General features: G+C 68.9%; 12 protein-coding genes. 5 read left to right on the top strand and 7 right to left on the bottom strand.

Going from position 1 to position 12,454, the window contains the following annotated elements; translation table 11 throughout:
- Window positions 1-353 precede the first annotated feature (353 nt).
- Complete coding sequence (locus FHW84_RS11060) at window positions 354-803, top strand: DUF192 domain-containing protein (protein WP_167255381.1); 450 nt, start codon at window positions 354-356, stop codon at window positions 801-803.
- A gap of 233 nt (window positions 804-1,036) precedes the next feature.
- Here FHW84_RS11060 and FHW84_RS11055 read toward each other — a convergent pair whose 3' ends face one another.
- Window positions 1,037-1,222, bottom strand: a complete 186-nt coding sequence (locus FHW84_RS11055; protein ID WP_167255379.1) for a rubredoxin — start codon at window positions 1,220-1,222, stop codon at window positions 1,037-1,039.
- Between the two features lie 95 nt (window positions 1,223-1,317).
- On the opposite strand from FHW84_RS11055, the gene thiE reads away from it, so the two are divergent.
- Entirely contained in the window at window positions 1,318-1,956 is a 639-nt protein-coding gene (thiE, locus tag FHW84_RS11050) for a thiamine phosphate synthase (protein ID WP_167255377.1), read from the top strand.
- A complete protein-coding gene (gene hemL / locus FHW84_RS11045) occupies window positions 1,953-3,233 on the top strand; it encodes a glutamate-1-semialdehyde 2,1-aminomutase (RefSeq protein ID WP_167255376.1) in 1,281 nt (426 codons plus the stop codon). The genes thiE and hemL overlap by 4 nt, the downstream gene beginning before the upstream one ends.
- A gap of 53 nt (window positions 3,234-3,286) precedes the next feature.
- Here hemL and FHW84_RS11040 read toward each other — a convergent pair whose 3' ends face one another.
- The 5 genes from FHW84_RS11040 to FHW84_RS11020 all read right to left on the bottom strand — a co-directional run bounded on the left by FHW84_RS11040 (window position 3,287) and on the right by FHW84_RS11020 (window position 8,627).
- Entirely contained in the window at window positions 3,287-4,522 is a 1,236-nt protein-coding gene (locus FHW84_RS11040; RefSeq protein ID WP_167255374.1) for an acetylornithine transaminase, read from the bottom strand.
- 603 nt (window positions 4,523-5,125) lie between these two features.
- A complete protein-coding gene (locus FHW84_RS11035; protein WP_167255372.1) occupies window positions 5,126-6,463 on the bottom strand; it encodes a sigma-54 dependent transcriptional regulator in 1,338 nt (445 codons plus the stop codon).
- A 213-nt stretch (window positions 6,464-6,676) separates the two neighbouring features.
- A complete protein-coding gene (locus FHW84_RS11030) occupies window positions 6,677-7,099 on the bottom strand; it encodes a VOC family protein (protein WP_167255370.1) in 423 nt (140 codons plus the stop codon).
- Between the two features lie 12 nt (window positions 7,100-7,111).
- Entirely contained in the window at window positions 7,112-7,930 is an 819-nt protein-coding gene (locus FHW84_RS11025) for an NAD(P)-dependent oxidoreductase (protein WP_167255368.1), read from the bottom strand.
- A 103-nt stretch (window positions 7,931-8,033) separates the two neighbouring features.
- Entirely contained in the window at window positions 8,034-8,627 is a 594-nt protein-coding gene (locus tag FHW84_RS11020; protein WP_167255425.1) for an LON peptidase substrate-binding domain-containing protein, read from the bottom strand.
- A gap of 108 nt (window positions 8,628-8,735) precedes the next feature.
- Between FHW84_RS11020 and FHW84_RS11015 the strand changes: the two genes are divergently transcribed.
- A complete protein-coding gene (locus FHW84_RS11015; RefSeq protein WP_167255366.1) occupies window positions 8,736-9,659 on the top strand; it encodes an ABC transporter ATP-binding protein in 924 nt (307 codons plus the stop codon).
- Window positions 9,656-11,068, top strand: a complete 1,413-nt coding sequence (locus FHW84_RS11010; RefSeq protein ID WP_167255364.1) for a hypothetical protein — start codon at window positions 9,656-9,658, stop codon at window positions 11,066-11,068. The genes FHW84_RS11015 and FHW84_RS11010 overlap by 4 nt, the downstream gene beginning before the upstream one ends.
- Window positions 11,069-11,087: 19 nt before the next feature.
- Here FHW84_RS11010 and mpl read toward each other — a convergent pair whose 3' ends face one another.
- Entirely contained in the window at window positions 11,088-12,449 is a 1,362-nt protein-coding gene (mpl, locus tag FHW84_RS11005; protein WP_167255362.1) for a UDP-N-acetylmuramate:L-alanyl-gamma-D-glutamyl-meso-diaminopimelate ligase, read from the bottom strand.
- Window positions 12,450-12,454 lie beyond the last annotated feature (5 nt).

Raw genomic sequence — 12,454 nt, 5'->3', positions numbered from 1 at the left:
TGGACATGAATCCATCCAACGCAAGACGCCCACACAAGTCACCTGCGCACACTGTCAAAGATCAATCACTTGCGATCCGTTCTTCGAATCGCCCCGAGACGTTTCGTCCCGGGTGAGCCGCCCATTCTACATCGTCTTTCCGGTCCGTCAACACCTGCAGCGAAGAATTTTCATCGTGCCGTGTTGCCGTGGAACCCTTCGTCGAAGGCGTTTCGTCGAAGGGGCGAGAATCATATCGTCCATCCAGGAATCTGTGAAGGGGTTGCGCGGAAAATTTTTCCATCAGATGACAATCCGCGCCCCGCTACACTCGCGCGCATCCACTCACCTATAGAGAAGGACTCGAGGTAGCGATGAAAAGCCTGCTAGTAGCGCCCCTGTTGTTCGCCATCACCGCATGCGCCGCCGCGGCGCCTTCGTCACAGCCCAGCGTGACGCTGCACGGCAAGCGTTTCACCACCGAGTTCGCCACTACCGATGCCACGCGTGCGCGCGGCCTGATGATGCGCACCTCGCTCGCGCCCGATCACAGCATGCTGTTCGTGTTTCCCGATACCGATCAGCGCTCGTTCTGGATGAAGAACACGCTCATCCCGCTCGACATCCTGTACTTCGATGCCGACCGCAAGCTGGTCTCGATGCAGCTCGACGTGCCGCCGTGCAAGGCGGACCCGTGCGCCACCTATCCGAGCAATGCCCCGGCCCGCTACGTACTGGAGCTGCCCGCGGGCACCGCCGGCCGCATCTATGCGACGCCGGGCGACGAACTGACGGTGGAAGGAAACGTCGGCAAGGTGGAGTGATCGGCCGTTGCGGCCTGATCGTGTGCGATGGGCACGCCGATGCGGAACGGAATCAGCGATTCGGGAAGCAGCTTTTCCAGGGCATCCCAATCGTCTTCGAACGGTACGAACTGTTGCATGTGAGGCTCCCTGCTGAAGCGTCCCTCTGCGAGGGACGCGGGAGCATCAGAACACGCGGCCCGGTCAATGCGATGGCAAATTCGGGCCGCGTGCTGACAGAAGCGGGAGCGCGTTCAGTCGACCTCGACCATTTCGAAGTCGGCCTTGGTCGCGCCGCAGTCCGGGCAGGTCCAGGTATCGGGCACGTCTTCCCAGCGGGTACCCGGGTCGATGCCTTCGTCGGGCACGCCCTCGGCTTCGTCATAGATAAAGCCGCAGACCACGCACATCCACTTCTTGTTGGGAGAGCCCTGACTCATCGTTATTGCGCTGCTTGAAAAGGGAACAAGAGGCGCATTCTCGCAACTCGGCCGGCCGTGCGGAAGCGTACGGCGACCATTCGCCAGCAGATTCCATGCATCCGAAGCTCAGAAACCCCGGCCTCTACGCCATTACCGACGGCCCCCGCGACGGCCTGCTGGCCGCCGTGGCCCAGGCGCTGGAAGGCGGCGCCCGCCTGGTCCAGTATCGCGACAAGAGTACCGACCCGGCCCGCCGCCATGCCGAAGCCGCCGCGCTGCGGCAGCTCTGCGCCGGCCATGGCGTGCCGCTGATCGTCAATGACGACGTCCGGCTCGCCGCCGCCATCCAGGCCGACGGCGTGCATCTGGGCGAGCACGATCCCGCGCTCGCGGCCGCCCGCGCGGCGCTGGGCGCGCAGGCGATCATCGGCGTGTCCTGCTACGACTCGCTCGAACGCGCGCAGGAGCTGGCCGCCGCCGGCGCCGACTACCTTGCCTTCGGGGCCTTTTTCCCGTCGCCGACCAAGCCGCTGGCCCGCCGCGCCGCGCCGGAACTGCTGCGGCAGAGCGCCGCGCTGGGCCTGCCCCGTGTGGCGATCGGCGGCATCACGCCGGACAATGCCGGCTCCCTGGTGGACGCCGGCGCGGATTATCTGGCGGTGATTTCCGCCCTGTTCGGCGCCGCCGACGTGCGCGCCGCCGCGCAAACCTTCTCCGCCCTGTACACCACTGCTTCCGGAACCCCGCGATGACCAACCACGAACTCTTCCAGCGCGCCAAGCAACTGATGCCGGGCGGCGTGAATTCGCCCGTGCGCGCCTTCAAGTCGGTCGGCGGCGAGCCGTTCTTCACCGCGCGCGCCGATGGCGCCTATCTGTGGGATGTGGAAGGCAAGCGCTATATCGACTACGTGGGTTCGTGGGGCCCGATGATCGTCGGCCACAACCATCCGCGCGTGCGCGAAGCGGTGGAGCGGGCGATCAAGGACGGTCTTTCGTTTGGCACGCCCTGCCCCGCCGAAGTCACCATGGCCGAGACCATCACCCGCCTGGTGCCGTCGGTGGAGATGGTGCGCATGGTCAATTCCGGCACCGAAGCCACCATGTCGGCGATCCGCCTGGCCCGCGGCGCCACCGGCCGCAGCAAGATCGTGAAGTTCGAAGGCTGCTACCACGGCCACGGCGACAGCTTCCTGGTGAAGGCCGGCTCCGGCGCGCTCACCTTCGGCGTGCCCACCTCGCCCGGCGTGCCGAAGGCGGCGGCGGATCTCACGCTCACCCTCGCCTATAACGACCTGGCCGCAGCCGAGGCGCTGTTCGCCGAGCACGGCAGCGATATCGCCGGCCTGATCATCGAGCCGGTCGCCGGCAACATGAACTGCATCGCGCCGAAGGACGGCTATCTGCAGGGCCTGCGCGATCTATGCACGCGCCACGGCGCGCTGCTGATCTTCGACGAGGTGATGACCGGCTTCCGCGTGGCGCTGGGCGGCGCGCAGGCGCATTACGGCATCACGCCGGACCTGAGCACCTTCGGCAAGATCATCGGCGGCGGCATGCCGGTGGGCGCCTATGGCGGCCGCCGCGAGCTGATGGAACAGATCGCGCCGGCCGGCCCGATCTACCAGGCCGGCACCCTCAGCGGCAATCCGGTAGCGATGGCGGCGGGCCTGGCCATGCTGGAGCTGATCCAGGAGCCGGGTTTCTACGACCGCCTCGCCGCGCGCACGCGCCTGCTGGCCGATGGCTTCCAGGCGGTGGCCGACGGCGAAGGCGTGCCGTTCAGCACCAACCGCATAGGCGGCATGTTCGGCCTGTTCTTCACCTCGGAGAAGGTCGAAAGCTACGCCCAGGCCACCGCGGCCGACACTGCTGCGTTCAACCGCTTCTTCCACGGCATGCTGGAGCGCGGCGTGTATCTGGCGCCGTCGGCGTTCGAAGCCGGCTTCCTGTCCAGCGCGCACAGCGACGAAGACATCGCCGCGACGCTGGAAGCGGCCCGCCAGACCCTGCGCGCCACCCGCGCCTGAAACGAAACCGGCGCCGCGTTCGCACGCGGCGCCGGATACCCGTGCGAAGTGGATCAGCGCTTGCCGACGAAATCGGTCAGCGCCGCGCGCAGGCGCGACAGGCCTTCGGCCAGATCCGCATCGGTGATGTTCAGCGGCGGCACGAAGCGCAGCACATCGGGGCCGGCCTGCAGCACCAGCAAGCCGTGCGCCGCGGCGTGATCGAGCACTTCGCCTGCGCGCCCCTTGTATGCCTCCGCCAGCACCGCGCCGATCATCAGGCCGCGGCCGCGCACGCCCTCGAACAGGTGCAGTTCCGCATCGATCGCCGCCAGCCCATCGCGCAACGCCTGCGCCTGCCGCGCGACATTCGCCATCAGCTCCGGGGAACCCAGCTTGCGCAGCGCCACCCGCGCCACCGCCGCGGCCATCGGGTTGCCGCCGAAGGTGGTGCCGTGCGCGCCGTACTGCATCACTTCGGCCACCTTGGGGCCGGCCAGCATGGCCCCGACCGGGAAACCGCAACCCAGCGCCTTGGCCAGGGTGACGACGTCCGGCGTCACACCGTCCTGCGCATGCGCGAACAGCGTGCCGGTGCGGCCCATGCCGCACTGGATCTCGTCCAGCACCAGCAGCGCCTCGTGCGCGTCGCACAGTTCGCGCGCGCGGCGGATAAAGGCCGGCGAAGCGGGCACCACGCCGCCTTCGCCCTGCACCGGCTCCAGCATCACCGCGGCCACGTCGCCCTGGGCGAACGCCGCTTCCAGGCCGGCGACGTCGTTGAAATCGAGATAGCGGAAACCGCCCGGCAGCGGCTCGTACTGTTCCTGGTACTTCGGCTGCGCGGTGGCGGTCACCGCGGCCAGGGTGCGGCCGTGGAAGGAGCCGCGGAAGGTCAGGATCACGCGCTGTTCCGGCGCGCGGCCCTTGGAGGCGGCCCACTTGCGCACCAGCTTGATCGCGGCCTCGTTCGCCTCGGTGCCGGAATTGCACAGGAACACGCGCTCGGCGAAGCCCGAAGCCTGCACCAGCTCCTCGGCCAGGCGCAGCGGCGGCTCGGTGTAGAACACGTTGCTGCTGTGCCAGAGCTTGTGCGCCTGGGTCACCAGCGCGTCGAGCAGGTCCGGGTCCTGGTGGCCCAGCGCGTTCACCGCGATGCCGGCGCCGAGGTCCACGTAGTCGCGCCCTTCGGTATCCCACACGCGCGCGCCTTTGCCGTGATCCAGTACGACCTCGCGGGGTCGGTACACCGGCAGCCAGTAGCGCTTGCCGAGTTCGATCAGGGACGACGAGGAATCCTGCGCGTGCATGTAAAGGGCTCCGGGCATTGCCATGCGGCAACACCGCTGAATGGTTGAGTGGGAAAACGCCTGCTTGGGAGCGGGGCGTCCCGCATCGTAGAACCAGCGCCCGCGCATTTCCACGCGCCATGCGCGGGCGTTGTCCGCCCGGGCGTTACAGCGGCACGCCGGTGTTACATCCCTTCACGGAGGTTCCGCGCCTTGCCTGGCGCCATCGCGCTGCGCCGCGCCCCACCATCGGTGCAACACCGCTGTTACAGCAGCCCTGGAGGCGTTTTCGCAAGCCGTTGAAATTGCTCGGCACAGCCCGTGCCGGGAGGCTGGCACGCCACTTGCCCTATGAATCAGCGACCCAGTTCAAAGCCATCCCCTCCGATGGCGACGCGGGCGGTAACCCGGCGATCCCTGTGGCCGGGCACCAACGGAGGCCCCCGGCTGACCCCTGTAGGCCGGGGGCCCTCCGTCTCTTCCTTGCCCGCATTCCGGACCTGGACGTAGGTTGGGGTGAGCCAAAGGCGAACCCCAACAGTGCGAGACGTCAGGATGCGGCCATGTTGGGGTTCGCTGCGCTCACCCCAACCTACGGCGCTGCGCCGGAATGACGAACTGCGATCAGCGCAGCTGTTCCAGCGCCAGCCCATGCTTCTTGCACAGGCGATAGATGGTGACGCGCGAGACCTTCAGCCGCCGCGCGCACTCGCTCACGTTGAAATGGCATTCGCGCAGGCAGCTGATCACCGCCTCGCGCTCCGCGGCCACGCGCGCGCTGCCCAGCGTGGCGCGGCCCGAGGGCATCTGCGACACATGGGCCAGGTCCAGGTCTTCCGGCGTGATCAGCGCATCCTCCGCCACCACCGCCGCGCGCTGCACGCGGTTGAGCAGCTCGCGGACATTGCCCGGCCAGCCGAAATGGCGCATCGCCTGGCGCGCGGCGCTGCTGAAGGTGCGCGCGTGGCTGCCGTGGTGTTCGCGGAACGCGTCGAGGAAATGCTGGGCCAGCAGCACCACGTCGTCCTCGCGCTCGCGCAGCGCCGGCATATGCAGGCGCAGCACGTTGAGGCGGTAGTACAGGTCTTCGCGGAAGCGGCCCTGTTCCACCGCGCGCTCCAGGTCCACGTGCGTGGCCGCCAGCACGCGCACGTCCAGGGTGATCGACTGGCTGCTGCCCACGCGCTCCAGCGTGCCTTCCTGCAGAAAGCGCAGCAGGCTGGTCTGCGCGTCGGCCGGCAGGTCGCCCACCTCGTCGAGAAAGACCGTGCCGCCGGCGGCGGTCTCGAAATGGCCCAGGCGCCGCGCATTGGCGCCGGTGAAGGCGCCGCGCTCGTGGCCGAACAGTTCGGACTGCACCAGGTTCGGCGGCAGCGCGCCGCAGTTGATCGCCGCGAACGGCCGCCCGGCGCGCCGCGACAGGCTGTGCAGCGCGCGCGCCGCCACTTCCTTGCCGGTGCCGGTTTCGCCGGTGATCAGCACCGGCAGGTCCACCGGCGCGTACTTGCGCACGCTGGCGATCACCGCGCGGGTGGCCTTGCTGTGTCCGGTGATGCCCAAGTCGTCCGGCTCCGCCGCGACGATGTCGCCGCCGAGATAACCCAGGGAATCGAGCAGGCGGTCGACGTCGACCGGTGCGGTGAAGACATCGACGCAGGTGTCGATCATGCCGCCCAGGGCCGGCTCGCCGGCCGGCATCTCCGCCGGCATCAGCGCCAGCCACGGCAGGCCCGGGTGGGCGTCCATCACCAGTGCCATCGCGGTCATGCTCGCGGCCTCGGCTTCGCGCAGATCCGCCACCGCCACCACGGTATTGCCGCCGCGCGTGCCGATGCCGCCCACGGCGGAAGCGTCGGCGACGCGGACATACCAGCCGGCCCGGTTAAGACGCATGCGCTCGGTGGCGCTGGGCTGGCCGAACCACACGACGCAGCGCTTGGCGTCTGCCTTGCTCACAGCCATGGGCCTTTCCCCCGTCGCCGGTCTCGGACGTGGCGCGGTCTCCCAGCCGCACCCTGCGGTCACGTTCCGCAGTCCCTTCCCCCGGGGTTGCTACAGAAGTGTGATATGCCTCACACGTTATAGGTTCACGGGTGTCATGGGCACCGGCCGAATGGACGGCGCAGGGTCAGCCAGATGGGGGAGCGGGCGCGCGGTGCGCCCGCTGAACGGCACTCACCAGACGCCGGTATTGGCCATCGAGGCCCACGGTTCCTGCGGCGGCAGATGGCCGTCGCGCTGCAGCAGCTCGATCGAGATCAGGTCCGGCGAGCGCACGAAGGCCATGTGGCCGTCACGCGGCGGGCGGTTGATGGTGTAGCCCAGGTCCTGCAGGTGCTGGCAGGTGCGGTAGATGTCGTCGACCTCGAAGGCGAGGTGGCCGAAATTGCGCGCGCTGCCGTAATCCTCGTCGGAGCCCCAGTTGTAGGTGAGCTCCACCTCGGCTTCCGGCGAGGCCGGCGCGGCGAGGTAGATCAGGGTGAACTTGCCGGCGGCGCTTTCCATCCGCCGCGTTTCCTTCAGCCCCAGGCCTTCGCAGAAGAAACGCAGGCTGGCGTCGACGTCGCGCACGCGGACCATGCTGTGCAGGTACTTCATGGGTTGTCCTCTTCAATCCAGAAACAGATCGGGCAGCAGCGGCTTCGACGGATCGACGGCGTACGGGGCGAAGTCGGTGACGCCCGCCTCGCGCAGCACCTCCTCGTCGATCAGGAACTGCCCATGGAACCCCTGGGCCGGCCGCACCAGTACCGCATGCGCGGCGTCGGCGACGATCTCCGGCTTGCGGCAGCGGGGCACGTCGACGCCGGGAATCATGTTCAGCGCATCGGTGGCCACGATGGTGCGCGGCCACAGCGCATTCACCGCCACGCCCCGCGGGCCGAATTCGCCGGCCAGGCCCAGGGTGACGAAGCTCATGCCCATCTTGGCCAGCGTGTAGCCGGTATGCGGCGCCCACCATTTGGGATCGAGCGACGGCGGCGGCGCCAGCGTGAGGATGTGCGGATTGGCGGACTTCAGCAGATGCGGCAGGCAGGCCTGTGCGCACAGGAACGAACCGCGCGCATTCACCTGCTGCATCAGGTCGAAGCGCTTCATTGGCGTGTCGAGCGCGCCGGCCAGCCAGATCGCGCTGGCGTTGTTGACCAGGATGTCGATGCCGCCGAAGGCTTCGACGGTGGCGGCAACCGCCGCTTTCACTTCGTCCTCTTCGCGGATGTCGCACTTGATCGCCAGGCCCTTGCCGCCGGCGGCGTCCACTTCCGCCGCGGCGGTGTGGATGGTGCCGGGCAGTTTCGGATTCGGCACGCTGCTCTTGGCCGCGATGGCGACGTTGGCGCCGTCGCGCGCGGCGCGCAGCGCGATCGCCAGGCCGATGCCGCGCGAGGCGCCGGTGATGAACAAGGTCTTGCCCTGGAGACTCGCCATGGCCTTGCTTCCCGCTGGAAAACGCCAAGTGTAGGAGCGGCCAGGGCATGCGCAAAGCGCATGGAGGATCGGGCAAGTTTTAAACGTTCACGCCGTCTTTCGATCAGGCTTTCTGGAAGCGCGGCAGGATGTGCTGCAGCTCGGCCAGGCGGCGCACCGGGTCGGTCAGTTCCAGCAGGCGCTGGTGTTCTTCCAGTTCCAGCGGCAGCAGTTCGGCCAGGCGGAAGCCGAGCCAGCTGGCGTCGTCGTAATCGGCCATGGTGGCGTGGCGCCATTGCGGCGCCATGTGCTCGAGCAGGCGGCCCAGGATGGTCTGCAGCAGGGCGAACTCGACCGGCACCGTGTCGCTGCGCTCGGCGGGCCAGTGCTCCACCTGGCCGGTGACCAGGCCGTCGGAGCGCACGCGCGTGCGCGCCACGCGGAAACGTTCCTCGCCCTGCGCGACGATGCCGAGCAGGCCGTCGTCGCCATGGCTGAAGTCGATGATGCGCGCCAGCGTGCCCACCGCGGCCGGCATGGCCGGCTCGCCCACTTCCTGGCCCTTGAGGATCAGGCACACGCCGAAACCGGTGCCGCGGCGCGAGCAGTCGCGCACCATGTCCAGGTAGCGCCGCTCGAACACGCGCAATGACAGATGCCCGCCGGGATACAGCACGGTCGAGAGCGGAAACAGCGGCAGTTCGTCGGGCAGCGGCATGGCCATGGGGTGGCAGTGTAGCCAGTCGGCATCACTGGACGGCGACCGGCCCGGCACCGCACAGTGTTCCGACCCCATCGTGCCGTTTCCCCGCAGGAGCCCCGCCGGATGTCCGCCGCCGAACTGCCGCTCACCCTGCTCGACCCTGTCGCCCTGCCCGCCGCGCCCGTGTTGCAGGTGCGGGGCCTGGTCAAAGCCTTCGACAAGCGCGAAGTGCTGCGTGGCGTGGACTGGACGGTGCCGGCCGGGCGCGTGATCGGCCTGCTCGGCCGCAACGGCGCCGGCAAGACCACCTTGCTGCGCTGCCTGCTCGGGCTGTCGCCGATCGACGGCGGCGAAGTGCAGCTGCTCGGCGCGCCGATGATCGAACCGGGCGGCGAGCGCATGCATCGCATCGGCTTCGTGCCGCAGACCTTCGATCTGTTTCCGTGGATGAAGGTGCGCGCGTATCTGGATTTCACCGCCGCGTTCTACGCGCGCTGGGACCACGCGCTGGCCGCGCGCCTGCTGGAAAGCTGGGAGCTGGATCCGAAGCAGAAGATCGGCCAGCTCTCGCAGGGCCAGCGGCAGAAGCTGGCGATCGTGCGCGCGATCGCGCCGCAGCCGGACCTGCTGGTGCTGGACGAACCCGTCGCCAGCCTCGACCCGCAGGCGCGCCGCGCCTTCATGACGGAACTGCTGGAGCTGATGCGCCACCCGGGCAAGACGGTGATCTTCTCCACCCACATCACCGCGGACCTGGAACGCGCCGGCGCCGATATCGCGCTGCTGCGCGATGGCCGCATCCAGTTCACCCGTCCGCTGGCGGAACTGCGCGAGCGCTTCGTGCGCGCGGTGCTGACGCGGGCGGAAGGCTGGCCGCAGACACCGACCGTGGCAGGACTGTTGAAAGCCCATGCATCCGGCGCGGAATTGCAGATGCTGCTCGAAGACGCCGACCCATCCGCGCTGCGCGCGCTGGCCGAGGACAGCGGCGCGGCGCTGCGCACCGAAACGCCGTCGCTCGAAGACCTGTTCGTGGAACTCGCATGAAAGCGGTCTGGCAACTGTGGCTGCAGTTGTGGAAGCGCATGCCGGTGCTGGCCGTGCTGTCGATGCTGATGTGCCTGACCGGCCTGGTGCTGGCGCTGATCGCGATGCTGGATGCGCGCGTGGCCTACCTGGGCATGGGCTTCGTCGCCTTCGCCTCGTGGTTCTGGCATATCGGCCTGGGCCAGGTGCTGCGCGGCGTGTGCCGGCCGGAAAGTTTCCTGTTGCCGGGCTTCCGCTCGCGGCTGGCCTGGCTGGGCGTGGCCGGCGTGGTGCAGTGGGTGCTGCTGCCGGGCGCGCTGCTGGTGCTGGCGGGGCCGCCGCATGGCGCGCTGATCATCGCCGGCCTGTTCGTGGTCGCGTCGCTGGGCCTGGCGCTGGGTTGCGGGCGCCGCGTGAGCCTGGCGATCTGGGCAGTGTTTATCGCGGCCGGCTGGATGCCGCGGCTGGCCGCGCAGGTGACGACGGTTGCGCTGGCTTCGCCGTGGACCGCGCCCTTGCTGTTCCTGTGCGCGGCCTTGCTGATCCGCTACGCGCTGGCGCCGCTGCTGCGCATCCAGGATGTCGAAACGCCCACCTCGCCGCTGGAGAACGCCAGCATCGGCCGCAACAGCCAGTCCGCGCTCGACGACACGCCTTCGCGGCGCGGTGCGTGGAATCGCTGGCTGGGCGAATTGTTCGACCGCGCCGCGCAGCGCGCACTGGAGCGCAGCCTGCAGACGTATCGCCAGCGGCCCAGCGCCGCGGGCCGCCTCGCCCTGGTGCGGCGCCTGCTGCTGCCGCACGACAACCCGCAGGCGATCGCGCTGCGCCTGGTGCTGGTCGCCGGCATGGTGGCGATCTATTTCCTGGCGGTGATGCATCGCCAGCATTTCGATGCGGCGGTGATCGGCGCCTACGCCGTGCTGCTCACCATGGCGCGCTTCCCGCAGCTGGGCCGCGGCATGCTGCGCATGCGGCCGAACCTGGCCGACCTGTATCTGACCCTGGCGCCGGCCACGCGCGGCGAATACCAGAAGATCATGGTCGACGCGCTGATACTGCTGGTGCCGGTAAGCGTGCTGACCGCGCTGGCGTACACGCTGCTGGGCAGCGTGCTGGCACATGCGGCGGAGCCGCTGCGGATGCTGCTGACCGCGGCCATCGTCGCCACCTCCGCCAGCCTGGTGGCGCTGGCGGTGCATCTGATCGGACCGGAAGGCAGTTTCGGGCGCGGCGCGATCAACCTGGTGCTGATCTTCGGCGCGATGGCCACCTACTGGGGCGGCTACTGGCTGCTCGGCGCGCTGGGCCTGGCCTGGGGCGCGCTGGCGCTGGGCACGGTGACGATCAGTTTCGGCGGTGGCGTGTGGTACGCCGCGCAGCGCGAATACCAGCGGCGGGCGCCACGCTTCGACGCGCCGCTGGGCTGACAAACCGCAGGCTGAGGCTTTAGCCGCGCAGCGCTTCGACGAAGCGGCGCGGTGCGTTTTCAAAGCCGCCGTTGGACATGAACACCACGTGGTCGCCCTCGCGCGCCTGCGTGCGCAGCGAGGACACCAGCGCATCCACCGACGGCACGGTGGCGCCGCGGCCTTGCAGCGCGTCGGTGACGCGCTTGGCATCCCACGGCAGCTCGGGGCGATGCAGGAACACCACGCCGTCCGCATCGGCCAGCGACGGCGCCAGCCCTTCGGCATGCGCGCCCAGGCGCATCGAATTCGAACGCGGCTCCAGCGCCACCAGGATGCGCGCCTTGCCCACCTTGGCACGCAGGCCGGCCAGGGTGGTGGCGATGGCGGTGGGGTGATGGGCGAAGTCGTCGTACACACGCACGCCGGCTACTTCGCCGACCAGTTCCATGCGGCGCTTGACGCTTTCAAAGGTGGCGAAGGCCGGCAGCAGTGCGCGCGGATCGGCGCCGGCCGCGGTGGCGGCGGCGAGTGCGGCCAGCGCATTCATCACGCTGTGGTTGCCGAGCAGCGGCCAGCGCACTTCGCCCAGCAGCTCGCCGTTGCGGTGCACGGCAAAGGCCGAGCCGTCCGCTTCGAGCAGCCGCGCCTGCCAGTCGCCCTGGCCGATACCGAAGGTTTCCACCGGCGTCCAGCAGCCCATGGCCAGTACTTCGGCGAGGCGCTGGTCGTGCGCGTTGACGATCAGGCGGCCGTTGCCGGGCACGGTGCGCACCAGGTGATGGAACTGGCGCTGGATCGCGGCGACGTCGGGGAAGATGTCGGCGTGGTCGTATTCGAGGTTGTTGAGGATGGCGATGCGCGGGCGGTAGTGCACGAACTTGGAGCGCTTGTCGAAGAACGCGCTGTCGTATTCGTCCGCCTCGAGCACGAACGGCTTGCCGCTGCCGAGCCGCGCGGAGATACCGAAATTGCCCGGCACGCCGCCGACCAGGAAGCCCGGCGCCAGCCCCGCGCTTTCCAGCAGGTGCGCCAGCAGGCTGGTGGTGGTGGTCTTGCCGTGGGTGCCGGCGACGGCCAGCACTTCGCGCCCGGCCAGCAGCGTTTCGCCCAGCCACTGCGGGCCGGAGACATAGCGCAGCTGCTGGTCGAGCATGTACTCGATGGCGGGGTTGCCGCGCGTCATCGCATTGCCCACCACGATCAGGTCGGGCTTTTCGCGCCCCTGCAGATGCTCGGCGGTGTAGCCCTGCATCAAGGTGATGCCGAGCGCCTGCAGCTGGTCGCTCATCGGCGGGTAGACGTTGGCGTCGGAACCTTCGACCGGCAGGCCGAGTTCGCGCGCCAGCGCGGCGACGCCGCCCATGAAGGTGCCGCAGATGCCGAGGATGTGCAGACGCATGGAGA

The organism is Dyella sp. SG562 (assembly GCF_011759495.1).
Taxonomy (GTDB): domain Bacteria; phylum Pseudomonadota; class Gammaproteobacteria; order Xanthomonadales; family Rhodanobacteraceae; genus Dyella_D; species Dyella_D marensis.
The sequence above is the reverse complement of the archived record's forward strand: the minus strand, read 5'-3'. Positions and strand labels throughout refer to the sequence as shown.

What these genes read in the sequence shown, in the direction of transcription:
- mpl (WP_167255362.1), bottom strand. Translation starts at nt 12,449, where the DNA reads ATGCGTCTGCACATCCTCGGCATCTGCGGCACCTTCATGGGCGGCGTC.
- FHW84_RS11055 (WP_167255379.1), bottom strand. Translation starts at nt 1,222, where the DNA reads ATGAGTCAGGGCTCTCCCAACAAGAAGTGGATGTGCGTGGTCTGCGGC.
- FHW84_RS11015 (WP_167255366.1), top strand. Translation starts at nt 8,736, where the DNA reads ATGTCCGCCGCCGAACTGCCGCTCACCCTGCTCGACCCTGTCGCCCTG.
- hemL (WP_167255376.1), top strand. Translation starts at nt 1,953, where the DNA reads ATGACCAACCACGAACTCTTCCAGCGCGCCAAGCAACTGATGCCGGGC.
- FHW84_RS11035 (WP_167255372.1), bottom strand. Translation starts at nt 6,463, where the DNA reads ATGGCTGTGAGCAAGGCAGACGCCAAGCGCTGCGTCGTGTGGTTCGGC.
- FHW84_RS11040 (WP_167255374.1), bottom strand. Translation starts at nt 4,522, where the DNA reads ATGCACGCGCAGGATTCCTCGTCGTCCCTGATCGAACTCGGCAAGCGC.
- FHW84_RS11030 (WP_167255370.1), bottom strand. Translation starts at nt 7,099, where the DNA reads ATGAAGTACCTGCACAGCATGGTCCGCGTGCGCGACGTCGACGCCAGC.
- FHW84_RS11010 (WP_167255364.1), top strand. Translation starts at nt 9,656, where the DNA reads ATGAAAGCGGTCTGGCAACTGTGGCTGCAGTTGTGGAAGCGCATGCCG.
- FHW84_RS11060 (WP_167255381.1), top strand. Translation starts at nt 354, where the DNA reads ATGAAAAGCCTGCTAGTAGCGCCCCTGTTGTTCGCCATCACCGCATGC.
- thiE (WP_167255377.1), top strand. Translation starts at nt 1,318, where the DNA reads ATGCATCCGAAGCTCAGAAACCCCGGCCTCTACGCCATTACCGACGGC.
- FHW84_RS11025 (WP_167255368.1), bottom strand. Translation starts at nt 7,930, where the DNA reads ATGGCGAGTCTCCAGGGCAAGACCTTGTTCATCACCGGCGCCTCGCGC.
- FHW84_RS11020 (WP_167255425.1), bottom strand. Translation starts at nt 8,627, where the DNA reads ATGCCGCTGCCCGACGAACTGCCGCTGTTTCCGCTCTCGACCGTGCTG.